The 17004-nt window shown below is 67.5% G+C and carries 16 protein-coding genes; 12 read left to right on the plus strand and 4 right to left on the minus strand.

What is annotated here, in order from left to right; translation table 11 throughout:
• Positions 1-168: 168 nt before the first annotated feature.
• The 6 genes from rpsM to HDC36_RS19640 all read left to right on the plus strand — a co-directional run bounded on the left by rpsM (position 169) and on the right by HDC36_RS19640 (position 3991).
• A complete protein-coding gene (gene rpsM / locus HDC36_RS19615) occupies positions 169-525 on the plus strand; it encodes a 30S ribosomal protein S13 (protein WP_145701687.1) in 357 nt (118 codons plus the stop codon).
• Between the two features lie 9 nt (positions 526-534).
• Entirely contained in the window at positions 535-927 is a 393-nt protein-coding gene (gene rpsK / locus HDC36_RS19620; protein WP_179570576.1) for a 30S ribosomal protein S11, read from the plus strand.
• 14 nt (positions 928-941) lie between these two features.
• Positions 942-1571: a 30S ribosomal protein S4 gene (gene rpsD / locus HDC36_RS19625; protein ID WP_010340454.1), complete on the plus strand. Its 630-nt coding sequence runs from the start codon at positions 942-944 to the stop codon at positions 1569-1571.
• Positions 1572-1621: 50 nt separating this feature from the next.
• Positions 1622-2620: a DNA-directed RNA polymerase subunit alpha gene (gene rpoA / locus HDC36_RS19630; RefSeq protein ID WP_003470629.1), complete on the plus strand. Its 999-nt coding sequence runs from the start codon at positions 1622-1624 to the stop codon at positions 2618-2620.
• 292 nt (positions 2621-2912) lie between these two features.
• Entirely contained in the window at positions 2913-3299 is a 387-nt protein-coding gene (gene rplQ, locus HDC36_RS19635) for a 50S ribosomal protein L17 (protein WP_003470628.1), read from the plus strand.
• A gap of 179 nt (positions 3300-3478) precedes the next feature.
• Positions 3479-3991: a disulfide bond formation protein B gene (locus HDC36_RS19640; RefSeq protein ID WP_179570577.1), complete on the plus strand. Its 513-nt coding sequence runs from the start codon at positions 3479-3481 to the stop codon at positions 3989-3991.
• Positions 3992-4244: 253 nt separating this feature from the next.
• Here the strand turns inward: HDC36_RS19640 and HDC36_RS19645 are convergent, their stop codons facing one another.
• Entirely contained in the window at positions 4245-6380 is a 2136-nt protein-coding gene (locus HDC36_RS19645) for a TonB-dependent receptor (RefSeq protein ID WP_179570578.1), read from the minus strand.
• Positions 6381-6605: 225 nt separating this feature from the next.
• On the opposite strand from HDC36_RS19645, the gene HDC36_RS19650 reads away from it, so the two are divergent.
• Positions 6606-8003, plus strand: coding sequence for a 3-deoxy-7-phosphoheptulonate synthase class II (locus HDC36_RS19650; RefSeq protein ID WP_179570579.1), 1398 nt, complete (start codon positions 6606-6608; stop codon positions 8001-8003).
• A gap of 505 nt (positions 8004-8508) precedes the next feature.
• On the plus strand, positions 8509-9678 hold the full coding sequence (locus HDC36_RS19655) for a mechanosensitive ion channel domain-containing protein (RefSeq protein WP_179570870.1): 1170 nt from the start codon (positions 8509-8511) through the stop codon (positions 9676-9678).
• Between the two features lie 247 nt (positions 9679-9925).
• Here HDC36_RS19655 and HDC36_RS19660 read toward each other — a convergent pair whose 3' ends face one another.
• The 3 genes from HDC36_RS19660 to typA all read right to left on the minus strand — a co-directional run bounded on the left by HDC36_RS19660 (position 9926) and on the right by typA (position 13931).
• Positions 9926-11518 carry an amidase gene (locus tag HDC36_RS19660; RefSeq protein ID WP_179570580.1) on the minus strand — a complete coding sequence of 531 codons (1593 nt, stop codon included), beginning with the start codon at positions 11516-11518 and terminating at the stop codon, positions 9926-9928.
• Positions 11519-11605: 87 nt separating this feature from the next.
• On the minus strand, positions 11606-12088 hold the full coding sequence (locus tag HDC36_RS19665; RefSeq protein ID WP_179570581.1) for a DUF2127 domain-containing protein: 483 nt from the start codon (positions 12086-12088) through the stop codon (positions 11606-11608).
• A 13-nt stretch (positions 12089-12101) separates the two neighbouring features.
• Positions 12102-13931: a translational GTPase TypA gene (gene typA, locus HDC36_RS19670; protein WP_064538334.1), complete on the minus strand. Its 1830-nt coding sequence runs from the start codon at positions 13929-13931 to the stop codon at positions 12102-12104.
• Positions 13932-14120: 189 nt separating this feature from the next.
• On the opposite strand from typA, the gene HDC36_RS19675 reads away from it, so the two are divergent.
• The 4 genes from HDC36_RS19675 to HDC36_RS19690 all read left to right on the plus strand — a co-directional run bounded on the left by HDC36_RS19675 (position 14121) and on the right by HDC36_RS19690 (position 16949).
• Positions 14121-14615 carry a peptidylprolyl isomerase gene (locus tag HDC36_RS19675; protein WP_179570582.1) on the plus strand — a complete coding sequence of 165 codons (495 nt, stop codon included), beginning with the start codon at positions 14121-14123 and terminating at the stop codon, positions 14613-14615.
• 90 nt (positions 14616-14705) lie between these two features.
• A complete protein-coding gene (locus HDC36_RS19680; protein ID WP_255432834.1) occupies positions 14706-15080 on the plus strand; it encodes a glutaredoxin family protein in 375 nt (124 codons plus the stop codon).
• Between the two features lie 35 nt (positions 15081-15115).
• Positions 15116-16102: a malate dehydrogenase gene (locus HDC36_RS19685; RefSeq protein WP_009607498.1), complete on the plus strand. Its 987-nt coding sequence runs from the start codon at positions 15116-15118 to the stop codon at positions 16100-16102.
• A 115-nt stretch (positions 16103-16217) separates the two neighbouring features.
• Complete coding sequence (locus HDC36_RS19690) at positions 16218-16949, plus strand: DUF4189 domain-containing protein (RefSeq protein ID WP_179570584.1); 732 nt, start codon at positions 16218-16220, stop codon at positions 16947-16949.
• The last annotated feature ends 55 nt before the right edge of the window (positions 16950-17004 follow it).

The following is a 17004-nucleotide window of genomic DNA, read 5'->3' on the forward strand; positions in this document are numbered from 1 at the left end:
GCCGGAGCATGGGCACACTCCCCATGCCGGGCTTGCGGAACCGAAAGGTTCCACGGGCTTCCATGTAACCCGAGACCTTGCTAGACTTACAAGTTCACTTTTTGATCCATCCTGCCGGATGGCGCCACAGTGCGCCGTCGGGCCATCACTCAGTTGGAGAACCGCGTCATGGCGCGTATTGCAGGCGTCAACCTGCCAGCCCAGAAGCACGTCTGGGTCGGGTTGCAAAGCATTTTCGGCATCGGCCGTACCCGTTCGAAGAAGGTCTGCGAAGCCGCAGGCGTGACCTCGACCACCAAGATCCGTGACCTGTCCGAGCCGGAAATCGAGCGCCTGCGCCTCGAAGTCGGCAAGTACATCGTCGAAGGCGACCTGCGTCGCGAAGTGGGCATCGCCATCAAGCGTCTGATGGACCTGGGCTGCTACCGCGGCCTGCGTCATCGTCGTGGCCTGCCGCTGCGTGGTCAGCGCACCCGCACCAACGCCCGCACCCGCAAGGGCCCGCGCAAGGCGATCAGGAAGTAAGGGACAGACATGGCTAAGCCCGCAGCATCAAAAACCAAGAAGAAGATCAAGCGCGTCGTCACCGACGGCGTCGCCCACGTCCACGCTTCGTTCAACAACACCATCGTGACCATCACCGACCGTCAGGGCAATGCATTGTCCTGGGCGACCTCCGGTGGCGCTGGTTTCCGCGGTTCGCGCAAGTCCACGCCGTTCGCGGCGCAGGTTGCCGCCGAGAAGGCCGGGCGCGCTGCGCTCGACTACGGCGTGAAGTCGCTGGAAGTGCGCATCAAGGGCCCGGGTCCGGGTCGCGAGTCCGCCGTCCGTTCGTTGAACAACGTCGGATACAAGATCACCAACATCATCGACGTGACGCCTATCCCGCACAACGGGTGCCGTCCGCCGAAGAAGCGTCGCGTCTAAAGGAGCGATAAGAAATGGCTCGTTATATCGGTCCTACCTGTAAGCTCGCGCGCCGTGAAGGCGCCGATCTTTCCCTCAAGAGCCCGGCGCGTGCGCTGGACTCCAAGTGCAAGCTGGAGCAGAAGCCCGGCCAGCACGGCGCGACCGCCCGCAAGGGCAAGCTGTCCGACTACGCCACCCAGCTGCGCGAAAAGCAGAAGGTCAAGCGTATCTACGGTCTGCTGGAGCGTCAGTTCCGCAACTACTACAAGAAGGCCTCGACCAAGAAGGGCAACACCGGCGAGAACCTGCTGCAGCTGCTGGAAACCCGCCTGGACAACGTCGTCTACCGCATGGGCTTCGCCGTCACCCGCCCGGCCGCGCGCCAGCTGGTGTCGCACCGTGGCGTGCTGGTCAACGGCAAGTCGGTGAACCTGGCCTCGTACCAGGTCAAGGCCGGCGACGCGATCGCCCTGTCGGAAAAGGCGCAGAAGCAGCTCCGCGTGCAGGAAGCGCTGACGGTTGCCGAAACGCACGACCTGAACCCGTCCTGGGTCGAGGTCGATTCGAAGAAGTTCAGCGGCATCTTCAAGGCCGTGCCGGATCGTGCGGACCTGCCTGCTGACATCAACGAAGCGCTGATCGTCGAGTTGTATTCGAAGTAATCACATTGGAGAGCCTCCGGCAACGGAGGCTCGTCAGGAGAACCCGCAACATGACGGTTACCGCCAACCAGGTTCTGCGCCCCCGTGGGCCGCAGATCGAACGCCTTACCGACAACCGCGCCAAGGTCGTAATCGAGCCCTTGGAGCGCGGGTATGGGCACACGCTGGGCAATGCCCTGCGTCGCGTGCTGTTGTCCTCGATCCCCGGCTTCGCGATCACCGAAGTCGAGATCGACGGCGTGCTGCACGAGTACACCACGGTCGAAGGGCTGCAGGAGGACGTGCTGGATGTCCTGCTCAACCTCAAGGACGTGGCCATCCGCATACACACCGGCGACAGCGCCACGCTGTCGCTGTCCAAGCAGGGTCCGGGCACGGTCACTGCCGCCGACATCAAGACCGACCACAACGTCGAGATCCTCAACAACGACCACGTTATCTGCCACCTGACCAAGGACATGGCGATCAACATGCGTCTGAAGATCGAGCGTGGCTTCGGCTACCAGCCGGCCGCCGCGCGTCGCCGTCCGGACGAGGAAACCCGCACCATCGGTCGCCTGATCCTGGATGCGTCGTTCTCGCCGGTGCGCCGCGTCGCCTACGCGGTCGAATCCGCGCGCGTCGAGCAGCGTACCGACCTGGACAAGCTGGTCCTGGACATCGAGACCAACGGCACGATCGATGCCGAGGAGGCCGTGCGCACCGCCGCCGACATCCTCAGCGATCAGCTGTCGGTGTTCGGCGACTTCACCCATCGCGACCGTGGCGCGGCCAAGCCGGCCAGCAACGGCGTGGATCCGGTGCTGCTGCGTCCGATCGACGATCTGGAGCTGACCGTGCGTTCGGCCAACTGCCTGAAGGCCGAGAGCATCTACTACATCGGCGATCTGATCCAGAAGACCGAAGTGGAACTGCTCAAGACCCCGAACCTCGGCAAGAAGTCGCTGACCGAGATCAAGGAAGTGCTGGCCCAGCGTGGCCTGTCGCTCGGCATGAAGCTGGAGAACTGGCCGCCGGCCGGCGTCGCCCAGCACGGCATGCTCGGCTAAGCAGCCGCACCTGGCCGATGCCGCACCGGCATCGGCCACGGACGCTGCAGTCCGGTCATGGATGGCCGGGCAGGGCTCCACGGAGCCCGGGTAAGACCGCCAGGGATGGAAGCAGGGGCGCCTTCGCGGCGCCTCGCGCCGCATCAGTTGCACAACTACGCCGACGGGTCTTCAAGCCCGCGGCGTTGTCCGGTCAGGGACGGCCGGCTCGGACCATCCGCAGTCCATTGTTCAACGCCAGGACGGCGACAGCGATCTCCAGCAGTTTCAACTTTCCATAGGAACCAAGACCATGCGTCACCAGAAATCCGGCCGCAAGTTCAACCGCACCAGCGCCCATCGCCAGGCGATGTTCTCCAACATGGCGGCCTCGCTGTTCAAGCACGAGCTGATCAAGACCACCCTGCCGAAGGCCAAGGAGCTGCGTCGCGTCGCCGAGCCGCTGATCACCATCGCCAAGGTCGATGGCGTCGCCAATCGCCGTCTGGCCTTCTCGCGCCTGCGCGACAAGGAAGCGGTGGGCAAGCTGTTCGTCGAGCTGGGCCCGCGTTACCAGTCGCGTCCGGGCGGCTACCTGCGCATCCTGAAGTGCGGCTTCCGCGCCGGCGACAACGCGCCGATGGCGTACGTCGAGCTGGTCGATCGCCCGACCGCGATCGCCGAGGAAGTGGCCGAGTAAATCCGGCCCGCACCGCGTCAGCAAGAAGCCCGGCATGTCCGGGCTTTTTTGCGTCTGGACGGCGGCGGTTTGCGCCGCGCAGGCGCTGTCGCGTTCGCCGCGCCCAGGGACGCACGGCACATGGTGGCGAGGCGGGTGATGGCGGATAATGCGCTAACTGTTCATGTGAGCCCGACCCGATGAACCCGTTACGCTGGAGTTTCCGCGCGCAGTTCCTGTTCGGCTTTCTGATCTGTGCCGGGTTGCTGGGCTATGCGATCTACGTGCAGGTGCAGCTCGGCATCGAGCCCTGTCCGCTGTGCATCTTCCAGCGCATCGCGTTCGCCGCGCTGGGCCTGCTGTTCCTGCTCGGCGCCTTGCACGGGCCGGCCCGCAGCGGCGGACGCAAGGTCTATGGCGTGCTGGCGTTCCTGGCCGCGGCCATCGGCGCCGGCATTTCCACCAAGCACGTGTCGGTGCAGCTGTTTCCCGATCCGATGGCCTCCTGCGGGCCGCCGCTGAGCTTCCTGCGCGAGACGATGGGGCCGTTCGAGGTGCTGCGCCGGGTGCTGACCGGGACTGGCGACTGCGGCAACATCGATTGGCGCTTCCTCGGCCTGTCGATGCCGATGTGGTGCCTGATCTGTTTCGTGGCGCTGGCGCTGTTCGCGCTGTATGCCGGGTTCAAGGCCCGGCGGCGCTCGCTGCACTGAGGTTTCCGCGTGCTGCGTCTTGTCGTGGGCTGAGAGGCGGCGCACCTGTAGGAGCGGCTTCAGTCGCGACAGGTACTATCGGTAAGCCTCTGTCGCGGCTGAAGCCGCTCCTACACGGTGCTGCAGACGGTAAACGGATGACGTGAATCCGCGGGCAGCAGCGGCGCGGCCGCTGCGAACGATCGCGGCGCCGCACCCATCCATGCATCCAGGCCGGCCCGTCCTGCGGGCTCGGCCTGGCTGCGCACTTGCCTCAGAAATCCTGCTGCAGGCTCAGGTAGACGCCGCGGCGCGGCGCCCATTGCGGGGCGAACACGCCGATGCCGCCGCCGTCGCGCAGCTGGTAGGCGCGATCGAGCACGTTGAGCACCGCCACTTGCGCGTGCAGCGGATGCGCGCTGAGCGCGAAGTCGTGGCCGGCGCTGAGGTTCAGCTGGAAGTACGACGGCAGCTCGCCGCCGTTGGGCACGGTGTCGGTATCGGTGCGCAGGCCGCTGCCGAACAGATAGTTGGCGCCGATCCGGCTGGCGTCGTCGAGCGCGTAGCTGATGCCGCCGGACGAGGTGAACTTCTGGTCGTGGTCCAGGTGGATCCAGTTGTCGTAGACGTAGGCCAGCGCGTCCGGATCGAAGTTGTACAGGCTGGTCATGACCCGCTTGCCCATCGCCTTGCTGTAGGCGACGTTGAAGTAGGCGGTGACCGGCCCGTTGCTGTAGTCGGCGCTGAACTCCGCGCCGCGGATGCGGCCGTAGCGGTAGTTGAACGTGGAATACACGTAGGCGGCGCCGAACTGGCCTTCGTCCTGCAGGCGGTCGGCCTTGCGGTAGTAGGTGTCCAGGCCCAGGGTCAGGTGCTCGTTGACCACCTGCGAGATGCCCAGGTCGTAATAGTCGCTGCGCTCGCTCAGCGGCGTGGTCGCGCCGCCGGCGGTGGACTGCTGGTTGGTGGTGCCGTCGTACAGGGCGATGTCGCTGGTGGAGATCAGTTCGCTGGCCGGCGGGGTGAAGTAGCGCGCATAGCCGGCGTGCACGGTGGTGTCGGCGCTGGCCTGCCAGACCACGCCCAGGCGCGGGCTGAGCTGGCCTTCGGTGGTGCCGAACGCCTTGTAGCGGTCGCCGCGCACGCCGTAGTTCACGGTCCAGTCGTCGCCGATCTTCCATTCGTCCTGCAGGTACAGCGCGTAGGTGCTGGCGTGGAAGCGGCTGGCGTCGGGGATGAAGACCGGCGTGTTGCTGGTCTGGTTGCCGTCGGCGTCGGCCGGGAACACATAGGAATTGTTGCTGGCGACGGCATGCTCGAAGTTGCCGTACACGCCGTAGCGCAGCGTGTGCGCGTCGCCGAGCGGGGTGGAGAAGTCCGCCTGCACCGTGTTGGCGCGGTTGCTGCGGTCCACCTGCGAGGCGACGCCGTTGAAGATCAGGTCGCCGGCGACGTCGGGCGAGAACGCGACGCTGCTGTAGCGCTGTCCGGCCGACAGCTGGTAGCTGGTGGCGCCGAGCGAGCCCTGCAGCACCAGGGTGCCGAAGCGGGTGTTCTCGCGCTGGTTCTCGTCGAGCTTGGACGAGTCGAAGTCGGTGGTGCCCAGGTAGTCGTAGGCAGGGGTCTGCCCTGGATTGTTCGGGATCTGGAAGCGGTTGTTGGCGTAGCCGACCAGCAGGCTGAGCCGGGTGTTCTCGTCGATCAGGTAGCTGAGGTCGGCGAAGCCTTTGCCCTGATGGGTCTTGTCGTGCTCGGGGTCGCGGCTGTTGACCGGATTCTCCAGGCCGAGCTTGTTCTGCTCGTAGTCGCCGGTGACGAACCAGCTCCAGCGGCCGCTGCTGCCCCACCAGGAGGCGTTCGGGTTGAGCGTGCCGTAGGAGCCGCCGGTGATGCCGACGCTGCCGCCGTTGCCCAGTTCCACGCCGCTCTTGGTGGTGATGTCCACCACTGCCGCGGTGCGGTCGCCGAACTGCGCCGGCAGCGCGCCATCGAGCAGCTTGATGCTCTTGATCGTGCGCGGGTCCAGGCTCTGGCCGAAGCCGGAGATGGACTCGGGGATCAGCACGCCATTGATGCGGTACTGCAGATTGGCGTGGTCGCCACGCACGTGGATGCCGCCATAGGAGTCCTGGACCACGCCCGGGGCCTGCAGCAGCACCTGGTTGAGCGGGGTGGAGGCGCCCAGCGGCAGCCGCTCGATGTCCTCGGCGGTGATCGCGTACTGGCTGCTGCCGATGTCCGGCGACAGCGCGTTGCGCGCCGCTTCCAGCTTGGCGGTGACGGTGACCGCATCCAGGTCGGTGGTGCGTTCGGGACCAGTGTCGGCGCTAGCCGCATCGGCGGCGAAGGCGAGGCCGGGCGCGGCCAGCAGGACGAGGGCGATGGCGGCGGAGAGGGGGCGGGGCGTCATGGCGTAGGCGAGACCTGGGGAGGGGAAGGAAAAGATTTGTTATGTAATAACATTCTGCTTTCGCAGTGGCGTTGGCGTAGGCCGGAAGTCATGCCTGGCATGTGCGCTTTGCCTGCCGTTCATGTGCTTCACGCTGCTGCGGCCACGGCTGCGCAACCGCGTCACGCAGTGCTTTGCGTCGCGGCCTGGCTCTGCGAACATCGCAGGTTGCCAAGGAGTCCTTTCATGAACCTGTCCGTCCCCGCCGCCCCGCCCGAATCCGCTTCGCCGTCCTGGGCGCCCGCAAGCTGGCGCGGCAAACCCGCGCTGCAGATGCCGGTGTATCCGGACGCGCAGGCGCTGGAGGCGACGCTGGGCGAATTGCGCCATCTGCCGCCGCTGGTCACCTCGTGGGAGATCTTCGCGCTGAAGAAGCAGCTGGCCGAAGCGCAGGAAGGCAAGCGGTTCCTGCTGCAGGGCGGCGATTGCGCGGAGAACTTCAGCGATTGCGAGTCCGGCACGATCTCCAACCGGCTCAAGGTGCTGCTGCAGATGAGCCTGGTGCTGGTGCACGGCTTGCGCCTGCCGGTGGTGCGGGTCGGCCGCTATGCCGGCCAGTACGCCAAGCCGCGCTCGGCCGATACCGAGACCCGCGACGGCGTGACCCTGCCCAGCTACCGCGGCGACGTGGTCAACGGCCCGGAGTTCACCGCGCAGGCGCGCGTGCCCGATCCGCGGCGGATGATCACCGCGCACTCGCGTTCGGCGATGACGATGAACTTCGTGCGCGCGCTGATCGACGGCGGCTTCGCCGATTTGCACCATCCCGAGTACTGGAACCTGAGCTGGGTCGGCTACTCGCCGCTGGCCGAGGACTACCAGAAGATGGTGGCCTCGATCGGCGACGCGGTGCGCTTCATGGAGACGCTGTCCGGCGCGCAGCTGTACAACCTCAACCGGGTCGATTTCTACACCTCGCACGAAGCGCTGCTGCTACCGTACGAGGAGGCGCTGACCCGCGAAGTGCCGCGGCAGTGGGGCTGGTTCAACCTGAGCACGCATTACCCGTGGATCGGCATGCGCACCGCCGCGCTGGACGGCGCGCACGTGGAATATTTCCGCGGCATCCGCAACCCGATCGCGATCAAGGTCGGGCCGTCGGCGCAGCCGGACCAGTTGCTGCGCCTGATCGACGTGCTCAACCCCGAAGACGAACCGGGCCGGTTGACCTTCATCCACCGCATGGGCGCGGCACAGATCGCGCAGAAACTGCCGCCGCTGCTGGATGCGGTGAAGCGCGACGGCCGCCGCGTGCTGTGGGTGTGCGATGCGATGCACGGCAATACCGAGAGCACCAGCAACGGCTACAAGACGCGGCGCTACGACAACGTGCTGGGCGAGGTGGAGCAGTCGTTCGACATCCACGCTGCGGCCGGCACGCGGTTGGGCGGCGTGCACCTGGAGCTGACCGGCGAAGACGTCACCGAATGCACCGGCGGCGCGCGCGAGCTGACCGAGCGCGACCTGGAGCGGGCGTACCGCTCCAGCGTGGATCCGCGCCTGAACTACGAGCAGTCGCTGGAGATCGCGCTGGCGATCGTGCGCAAGCAGAACGGGCGCAGCGTGCCGCTGAGCACGGACTGACCGCGCGCTCCCTGGGTCACCGCAGCGGGCTTGCTGGTGCGCTGCGTGCGCCAGGTGCCGATGTCGTGGCGATGGCGCTCGTCGGCGCGCTTGAAGTCGTCGATATCCGACACCGCGAATGCAGCTGCAGCGCGCGTGTCGCGGCCTGCGATGGGGGGCTGGTTGGCGATGTCGGCGCCTCGGGGTCTTGGCAGGCGCCGCGGCTGCCGCATCCAGCTTCGGACGTAACTGAGGACGCACCATCTGCAGCGGCGGCTGCGGGCCGTTGGCGAGTTGCTTGTCGCCGCTCAGGAAGCACGCACGCTGCGATCGCGCACATCGGTCGTGGACTGCGCCAGGAACGGGGCGCCGCTCGCCCGCGATGCGCGTGTCGCGGATGTGCGCCGTGCGCACGCCTGGCGATGGTGCCGCGATTCGTGCCGCGGCACAGCGCTCGACACTGCGCTCATGCCTGCTTTGCCACACTGTCGCGACTCCTCCCCCCTTCAAGGAGCGCATCTTGAATCTGGATCTCGACTGGATCCCGTGGCGCGCTTACACGCTGCCGATCGGCGCCGCGGTAGTGCTCGGCTTCCTCGCCTGGTGGCTGTTGTTGCGCATCGCGCAGCGCATGCGCGGGCGCGACTACCGGCGCGCGCGCATCATCCGCGTGGTCAGCGTGCCGATGGCCTTCCTGCTGCCGATGCTGATGCTCAGCTTCGCACTGGAATCCACGCCGCTGGACGAGCGCGCGTTGACCGACCTGCAGCACCTGCTGCATATCGGCATGATCGGTTGCGTGACCTGGCTGCTGGTGCGCGGCGCCGCCGCGCTGGAAAAGGCCATCCTGCGCAGCTATCCGATCGAAGTGGCCGACAATCTGACCGCGCGGCGCATCCAGACCCAGACCCGGGTGCTGGCACGCGTGGCGATGGGCACGATCATCCTGCTCGGCACCTCGGTGGTGCTGCTGACCTTCCCGGCTGTGCGGCAGATCGGCACTACGCTATTGGCCTCGGCCGGCATCATCGGCCTGGTCGCCGGTATCGCCGCCAAGCCGGTGTTCGGCAACCTGATCGCGGGCCTGCAGATCGCCCTGACCCAGCCGATCCGGCTCGACGACGTGGTCATCGTCGAAGGCGAGTGGGGCCGCATCGAGGAGATCGGCAGTTCCTACGTGGTGGTGCGGATCTGGGACGAGCGGCGCATGGTGGTGCCGTTGACCTGGTTCATCGAAAATCCGTTCCAGAACTGGACGCGCAGCAGCGCCGACCTGCTCGGTACCGCGTTCTTGTGGCTGGATTACCGCACGCCGATGCCGCAGCTGCGCGCCGAGCTGGAGCGGATCTGCAAGAGCGAGCCGCTGTGGGATGGCCGCGTCTGCGTGACCCAGGTGACCGAGACCAGCGAGAGCACGATCCAGGTGCGCCTGCTGGTCAGCGCGCGCAATTCCGGCGATGCGTTCGACCTGCGCTGCATCGTGCGCGAACGGATGATCGATTTCCTGACCCGCGAACATCCGTATGCCTTGCCGAAGCTGCGCGCGGAGATCTCCTCGGACGCCGCGCGCGCGGCACCGCGGCCGCCATCGACGGCCAGCGACTCGGCGGCGATGCGCTCGCCCGGCGCCGAGGATGGCGCGCCGGCGGCGACAGCGGTGCAGGATCCGGGCGCGCCGAGGCCGGATACGGCATAGCGTTGCGGTGTGCGGGGTCGTCGTTGCGACAGGCGCCTGCAGCCTCCACGCGTTGTTGGTAACGCATGGATTTTCAGTTGCCCGCAGGCAATGAAACAGGCAATAGAACCTGTAGGAGCGGCTTCAGCCGCGACCGGGGCTTTCCTGGTAACGCCCGGTCGCGGCTGAAGCCGCTCCTACCGAGCTCTTCTTCGCCAGCCGCCTGTCGATGTGCTGCCGCCTTGGCGTCATTGTGGCGCTAACCGCTTTACTGCGGCAGCGTCGGCAGGAAGGTCGGTGCCGTGCGTGCGTGGCTGCGCTGTTCGTAGGCGTAGCCCAGTTCGATCAGGCGCGGTTCGCTCCAGGCGCCGCCGATGAACACCAAGCCCAGCGGCAGGCCGTCGCTGGCGCCCATCGGCACGGTCAGGCTGGGATAGCCGGCCACCGCCGCCGCGCCGTAGCTGGCGCCGGGAAAGTCGTCGCCGTGGAGCGGGTCGGTCTTCCAGGCGCGGCCGGTGGTCGGCGCGATCAGCGCATCCAGCCGCTGCGCGCGCAGGGCCGCGTCGATGCCGTCCGGACCGGCCAGGCGCCTGGCTTTCGCCCGTGCTTCCAGGTAGGCCGGGTCGTCCAGGCCGCGGGTGGCCTGCGCCTGTTCGAACAGCGCCTGGTCGAAGTGCGCCAGCTCGCGCTCGGCATGCGCGCGGTTGAACGCGATCAGTTGCGCCAAGGTGCGCAGCGGCGCCTGGCGCGTGTCGAGGTAGCGTTCCAGCCCGGCCTTGAACTCGGTCAGCAAGACGGTCAGTTCGGCGTCGTCCCATTGCCCGGCGGTGGGGATCCGCGCAGCGACCACGGTGGCGCCGGCCGCACGCAACGCGGCGACCGCGCGCGCCTGCGCCGCGGCGATGTCCGGGGCCTGGGTCAGCGGTGAGGGCAGCAGGCCGATGCGCGCGCCGCGCAGCGCGTCGCGGCGCAGGTGCGCGGCGTAGTCGTAGCCGGGCGGACGCGGTGCCGCGGCGGTGGCCGGGTCGGCAGGATCGGGCGCGGCCAGTACGCTCAGCAGCGTCGCCGCGTCGGCGACGCTGCGGGTCATCGGTCCGGCCGTGTCCTGGCTGGCGGAGATCGGGAGGATGCCGTCGCGGCTGACCAGGCCGACGGTCGGTTTCAGTCCGACCAGGCCGTTCACCGCGGCCGGGCAGACGATGCTGCCGTCGGTCTCGGTGCCGATGCCGGCCACCGCCAGATTGGCCGACACGGCTACGCCGGTGCCGGCGCTGGAGCCGCAGGGATTGCGATCGAGCACGTACGGATTGCGGGTCTGTCCGCCGCGCGCGCTCCAGCCGGAACTGGACTTGCTGGAGCGGAAGTTGGCCCACTCGCTGAGGTTGCTCTTGCCCAGGATCACCGCGCCGGCCTGGCGCAGGCGCTGCACCAGGAAGGCATCGTGCGGCGGGTGGAAGTCGGCCAGCGCCAGCGAGCCGGCCGAGGTGGCCATCGGCCGCGCATCGATGTTGTCCTTCAACACCAGCGGGATGCCGTGCAGCGGGCCACGCAGATGCCCGGCGCGGCGTTCGGCGTCCCGCTGCCGCGCTTCGTCCAGGGCGCGCGGATTGCGTTCGATGATCGCGTGCAGCGCAGGCCCTTGCCGGTCCAGCGCATCGATCCGTTGCAGGTAGGCCGCGGTCAGGCCGGCGCTGTCGAGCGTGCCGCGTGCCATCTGCGCCTGCAGCGTGGCGATGTCGGTTTCGGCATGGGCGAACGCGTCTGGGGCTTGTGGCGGCGCGGCACCGGCGGTGTCGGGCACGACGGGATGCCGGCAGCCGGCGAGGGCGCCGCACAGCAACAGGGCGGGCAGCAGGCGCATCGGCAGGTTCCCGGGGAGTCGTTCTCCAGGAGGCTACGCAGCGCTATGAGGATTGGCAAACCGGTGCGGGCGCCTGCCCGCATGCGCTCAGTGCGCGGGACGCCGCCGGCGCCGGATCAGGTCGCGGGCCAGGATGCCGACCACGGCCAGGTTGATCGCCAGCACCGCCCACGCGGCCCAGCCGGGATGGCGCACGATTGCGTAGATGTCGAACGGCAGGTAGATGGCCGCGGAGACGCAGCCCAGCATCGACGCCCAGGCCTTGGCGCGCCACAGGCCCCAGGCTTCGACGATGTGCAGCACGCCGTAGGCGAGCATGCCGGCGGCGGCAAGATGTACCGCGCCGGGATTGATCATGGTGAGCAGCGACGGCAGCGCGCCGTGCTCCGGGTCCAGGCTGAAACGCACGATCAGCCGGCCCACCGCCGCGCGCAGCGGCAGCGGGCCCATCAGTTCCAGACCCGTGGCCGCGAGCACCGCGAGCAGGCCTTTGCCGGCCTCCAGCAGTGCGATCAGGTGCAGGCCCGGATGCGCGTGCGGATCCGGGTTGTACGCCTTCTTGCTGGCCACGGGAACTCGGCGATCAGCCGCCGCGACCGGCGCGCTTGCGATCGCTTTCGGTCAGGAACTTCTTGCGCAGGCGGATTTCCTTCGGGGTGACTTCGACCAGCTCGTCGTCCTCGATGAAGTCCAGTGCCTGTTCCAGCGTGTACTTGATCGCCGGGGTCAGCTTGATCGCATCGTCCTTGCCCGACGCGCGCATGTTGGTCAGCGGCTTGGTCTTGATCGCGTTGACGGTCAGGTCGTTGTCCTTGGAATGGATACCGATCAGCTGGCCTTCGTACACGTTGTCGCCTTCGGCGGCGAACAGGCGGCCACGCTCTTCCAGCGGCCCCAGCGAGTAGGCGGGGGTGGCACCGGCGGCGTTGGCGATCATCACGCCGTTCTGGCGCTTGGCGATGGCGCCCTGTTCCTTCGGGCCGTAATGGTCGAACACGTGGAACAGCAGGCCCGAGCCCTGGGTCAGGGTGCGGAACTCGTTCTGGAAGCCGATCAGGCCGCGCGCCGGGATCATGTAGTCAAGGCGCACGCGGCCCTTGCCGTCCGGCTCCATGTTCTTCAGCTGGCCCTTGCGGATGCCCAGCTTCTCCATCACGCCGCCCTGGTGCTGCTCTTCGATGTCCACCACCAGCTGCTCGACCGGCTCCATCAGCTTGCCGTCGATCTCCTTGACGATGACTTCCGGGCGCGACACCGCCAGCTCGAAGCCTTCGCGGCGCATGTTCTCGATCAGCACCGACAGGTGCAGTTCGCCGCGGCCGGAGACCAGGAACTTGTCCGGGTCCGACCCTTCCTCGACCTTCAGCGCGACGTTGTGCAGCGTCTCGCGCTCCAGGCGCTCGCGGATCTGGCGGCTGGTGATGAACTTGCCGCCGCTGTGTTCCTTGCTGCCGGCGAACGGCGAGTTGTTGACCTGGAAGGTCATCGAGATGGTCGGCTCGTCCACGGTCAGCGCCGGCAGCGCTTCCGGGGTGTCGAGCGCGCAGATGGTGTCGGAGATGCTCATGTCGGCGACGCCGGAGATGGCGACGATGTCGCCGGCCTCGGCCTCTTCCACTTCCACCCGCTCCAGGCCCATGAAGCCCAGCACCTGCAGGATCTTGCCCTGGCGCTTCTTGCCTTCGCGGTCGACGATGCTGACCGGCATGTTCTTCTTGACCTTGCCGCGCTGGATGCGGCCGATGCCGATCAGGCCGACGAAGTTGTTGTAGTCCAGCTGGCTGATGCGCATCTGGAACGGGCCGTCCGGATCCACCTGCGGCGGCGCCACGTGCTTCATGATCGCTTCGTACAGCGGGGTCATGTCGCCTTCGCGGGCGCTGTCGTCCAGGCTCGCGTAGCCGTGCAGCGCCGAGGCGTAGACGATCGGGAAGTCGAGCTGTTCGTTGGTCGCGCCGAGCTTGTCGAACAGGTCGAACACCTGGTCGATCACCCAGTCCGGACGCGCGCCCGGGCGGTCGATCTTGTTGACCACCACGATCGGCTTGAAGCCCATCGCGAAGGCCTTCTGGGTCACGAAGCGGGTCTGCGGCATCGGCCCGTCCATCGCGTCGACCAGGATCAGCACCGAGTCCACCATCGACAGCACGCGCTCCACTTCGCCGCCGAAGTCGGCGTGTCCGGGGGTGTCGACGATGTTGATGCGGTTGCCCTGCCAGGTGATGGCCGTGTTCTTGGCCAGGATCGTGATGCCACGTTCCTTTTCCTGATCGTTGCTGTCCATCACGCGCTCGGCCAGCACCGTGCGCTCGGAGAGGGTGCCGGACTGCTTCAGCAGGCAGTCGACGAGGGTGGTCTTGCCATGATCGACGTGGGCGACGATGGCGATATTGCGAAGATTTTCGATGGACATGCGAAAGGGGGCCAACCGGCGCCAGAAAGGAAGGAGAGTAAGCCCCCTATTATACCTGCATCCCGGCGCGCCTGCCGGTTCAGGATTCAGGCGGCGGCGGTGGCGCTGCCGGCGGCACCGGAGGCGGGCCAAACAGGCCGGCGTGTATCCTATGCGCCCCAAATGACGCCCCCGTTTCCAAGGAATCCCATGTCCCTGATCGCCCATTTCGACACCGCCCGCGGCCCGATCACCATCGAGCTGTATCCCGACAAGGCGCCGCTGACCGTGGCCAACTTCGTGAACCTGGCCAAGCGCGGCTTCTACGACGGGCTGAGCTTCCACCGCGTGATCGCCGACTTCATGATCCAGGGCGGCTGCCCGGAAGGCTCCGGCCGCGGCGGCCCAGGCTACCGTTTCGAGGACGAGACCAACAACGGCGTGCGCCACGAGCGCGGCGTGCTGTCGATGGCCAACGCCGGTCCCAGCACCAACGGCAGCCAGTTCTTCATCACCCACACCGCCACCCCGTGGCTGGACGGCAAGCACACCGTGTTCGGCAAGGTGACCCAGGGCCTGGACGTGGTCGACAGCGTCGCCCAGGGCGATGCGATCAACAAGATCACCATCGAAGGCGATACCGATGCGGTGCTGGCGGCCAAGGCCGACCGCGTCGCCGAGTGGAACCGCCTGCTCGACGCCTGAGTGCCGCCGCGACCGGCCCTGGCGGCCGGTCGCCGATGGCCTGCGTGCTAACATTTCCCGGTTGATTGCCGCGCCCGACCCTCGATGACGATGCGTCCCCTTTTGCTGTGCATGGTGCTGCTCGGAATCGGCGGCGGCGTGCACGCGTGGTGGCGCAGTTCGGAGGCCGCATCGGCGCCGGCAACGCTGGCGGCCGGCGATCCGCGGCGGCTCACCGGCGAAGACGGCATCGTCATGCTGGCCGCCGACTGGTGCGGCTACTGCCGCCGGCAACAGGCCGATTTCGAACGCGCCCAGGTCCGCTACCGCGTGCTCGACGTGGAGCAGGAGGAAGGCCGCCTGGCCGCGGCCGCGCTGGGCCGCGAAGGCGTGCCGATCACGGTGATCGGCCAGCACGTGATCGACGGCTACGACACCGCCGCCCTGGACGCGCATCTGCAGCCGCTCGGCTACCGCGTCTACTGACCCCCCTTATCCCTTTTTTAGCAGAGGAACCCCCCATGAAGACACCCGTACGTGTTGCTGTGACCGGCGCTGCCGGCCAGATCGGCTATGCCCTGCTGTTCCGTATCGCCTCCGGCGAAATGCTGGGCAAGGACCAGCCGGTGATCCTGCAGCTGCTCGAGCTGCCGATGGAGAAGGCCCAGGCCGCGCTGAAGGGCGTGATGATGGAACTGGAAGACTGCGCGTTCCCGCTGCTGGCCGGCATGGTCGGCACCGACGACGCCGAAGTGGCGTTCAAGGACGCCGACGTGGCCCTGCTGGTCGGCGCGCGTCCGCGCGGCCCGGGCATGGAGCGCAAGGACCTGCTGCTGGAGAACGCCAAGATATTCACCGCGCAGGGCGCGGCGCTGAACAAGGTCGCCAGCCGCAACGTCAAGGTGCTGGTGGTCGGCAACCCGGCCAACACCAACGCCTACATCGCGATGAAGTCGGCGCCGGACCTGAACCCGAAGAACTTCACCGCCATGCTGCGCCTGGACCACAACCGCGCGCTGAGCCAGCTGGCCGGCAAGCTCGGCAAGCCGGTCGGCGGCATCGAGAAGCTGGTGGTGTGGGGCAACCACAGCCCGACCATGTATCCGGACTACCGCTTCGCCACCGTCGAGGGCGCGTCCATCGCCGAGGCGATCAACGACCAGGAGTGGAACGCCGGCACCTTCATCCCCACCGTGGGCAAGCGCGGCGCGGCGATCATCGAGGCGCGCGGCTCGTCCTCGGCCGCCTCGGCCGCCAACGCCGCCATCGACCACGTGCGCGACTGGGTGCTGGGCAGCAACGGCAAGTGGGTGACCATGGGCGTGCCGTCCGACGGTTCCTATGGCATCCCGGAAGGCGTGATGTTCGGCTTCGCGGTGACCACCGAGAACGGCGAGTACACCCTGGTCAAGGACCTGCCGATCGACGACTTCAGCCAGAAGTACATCGACAAGACCCTGGCCGAGCTGGAAGAAGAGCGCAGCGGCGTGGCGCACCTGCTGGGCTGATCGCTGCGATCGAGGTGCGGAAGACGCCGGGCTCGCCCGGCGTTTTTCTTTTGCGGGTACGCGCGCGCGACTACAGCGCTAGACTGCGCGGCCTGGAACGAGCATGGAGCGCACGATGCATCAACGGATATGGGGCTTGCTGCTGTTGTTGGCGGCTGGAGTGGCGTGGTCCGGCTCGGCCAAGGCCTGGCAGTCCTGCCAGGACGTGGTTGTCGGCATGTACAACAACCAGCCGGTGATGCAGAGCCAGTGCACCTGGCTGGCCGGCGCGGTCGCGCTGGATCCGGCGACCCGCGCGATGGGCTCGGTATGGAATTACAGCGATGCCGACCAAGCCAAGGCCGCCGCCGCGCGCGACTGCGGTCCGTCATGCCTGGTGGTGAGCTTCTACGACGACTACTTCTATTTTGCTGCCTCGGACGAAGATGTCATCGGTTACGCCTCGACGGCGGAAGCGGCGCTGCGGCAATGCGAGCTCGCCAAGCCGGGCGTCCACTGCGACGTGGTCGTCTCGGCCGGCAGCGGCGGCCGCGCCGTGTATTGGCAATTCAATGCACTGGGCTACAACGGTACCCAGCAGAAAGCCTATGCGGTCAGCGGCGGCGTGCGTCGCGGCGATGCCCGCCAGGCCGTGCTGCAGGCCTGCGGTGGCGAGGCGGCATGCTTCGCCTACGTGCATCAGCAGCCGCATGCGGCGATGGCGCTGGGCGACGACGGCAAGCTGTACGCAGCCGAGGGCAATAGCGCCTGGCAGGCGCGGCGTGCGGCAAAAAAGTACTGCTCTGGCGAGCAGGGCAAGAAGGCCAAGTGCGAGATCGTGGCCGAGACCAGCAAGGCCGCTTCCTAGCGTTCGGGCCGGCCCGCGCCGGACAAGCGGCTGGCGCGCCCCCAGCTAGGTCGGG

The organism is Xanthomonas sp. JAI131 (genome assembly GCF_013410075.1).
GTDB lineage: Bacteria > Pseudomonadota > Gammaproteobacteria > Xanthomonadales > Xanthomonadaceae > Xanthomonas_A > Xanthomonas_A bonasiae.

Excerpts from the sequence above, each read along its gene's own strand:
- rpsM (WP_145701687.1), top strand. The coding sequence starts at position 169 with ATGGCGCGTATTGCAGGCGTCAACCTGCCAGCCCAGAAGCACGTCTGG.
- rpsK (WP_179570576.1), top strand. The coding sequence starts at position 535 with ATGGCTAAGCCCGCAGCATCAAAAACCAAGAAGAAGATCAAGCGCGTC.
- rpsD (WP_010340454.1), top strand. The coding sequence starts at position 942 with ATGGCTCGTTATATCGGTCCTACCTGTAAGCTCGCGCGCCGTGAAGGC.
- rpoA (WP_003470629.1), top strand. The coding sequence starts at position 1,622 with ATGACGGTTACCGCCAACCAGGTTCTGCGCCCCCGTGGGCCGCAGATC.
- rplQ (WP_003470628.1), top strand. The coding sequence starts at position 2,913 with ATGCGTCACCAGAAATCCGGCCGCAAGTTCAACCGCACCAGCGCCCAT.
- HDC36_RS19640 (WP_179570577.1), top strand. The coding sequence starts at position 3,479 with ATGAACCCGTTACGCTGGAGTTTCCGCGCGCAGTTCCTGTTCGGCTTT.
- HDC36_RS19645 (WP_179570578.1), bottom strand. The coding sequence starts at position 6,380 with ATGACGCCCCGCCCCCTCTCCGCCGCCATCGCCCTCGTCCTGCTGGCC.
- HDC36_RS19650 (WP_179570579.1), top strand. The coding sequence starts at position 6,606 with ATGAACCTGTCCGTCCCCGCCGCCCCGCCCGAATCCGCTTCGCCGTCC.
- HDC36_RS19660 (WP_179570580.1), bottom strand. The coding sequence starts at position 11,518 with ATGCGCCTGCTGCCCGCCCTGTTGCTGTGCGGCGCCCTCGCCGGCTGC.
- typA (WP_064538334.1), bottom strand. The coding sequence starts at position 13,931 with ATGTCCATCGAAAATCTTCGCAATATCGCCATCGTCGCCCACGTCGAT.
- HDC36_RS19675 (WP_179570582.1), top strand. The coding sequence starts at position 14,121 with ATGTCCCTGATCGCCCATTTCGACACCGCCCGCGGCCCGATCACCATC.
- HDC36_RS19680 (WP_255432834.1), top strand. The coding sequence starts at position 14,706 with ATGCGTCCCCTTTTGCTGTGCATGGTGCTGCTCGGAATCGGCGGCGGC.
- HDC36_RS19685 (WP_009607498.1), top strand. The coding sequence starts at position 15,116 with ATGAAGACACCCGTACGTGTTGCTGTGACCGGCGCTGCCGGCCAGATC.
- HDC36_RS19690 (WP_179570584.1), top strand. The coding sequence starts at position 16,218 with ATGCATCAACGGATATGGGGCTTGCTGCTGTTGTTGGCGGCTGGAGTG.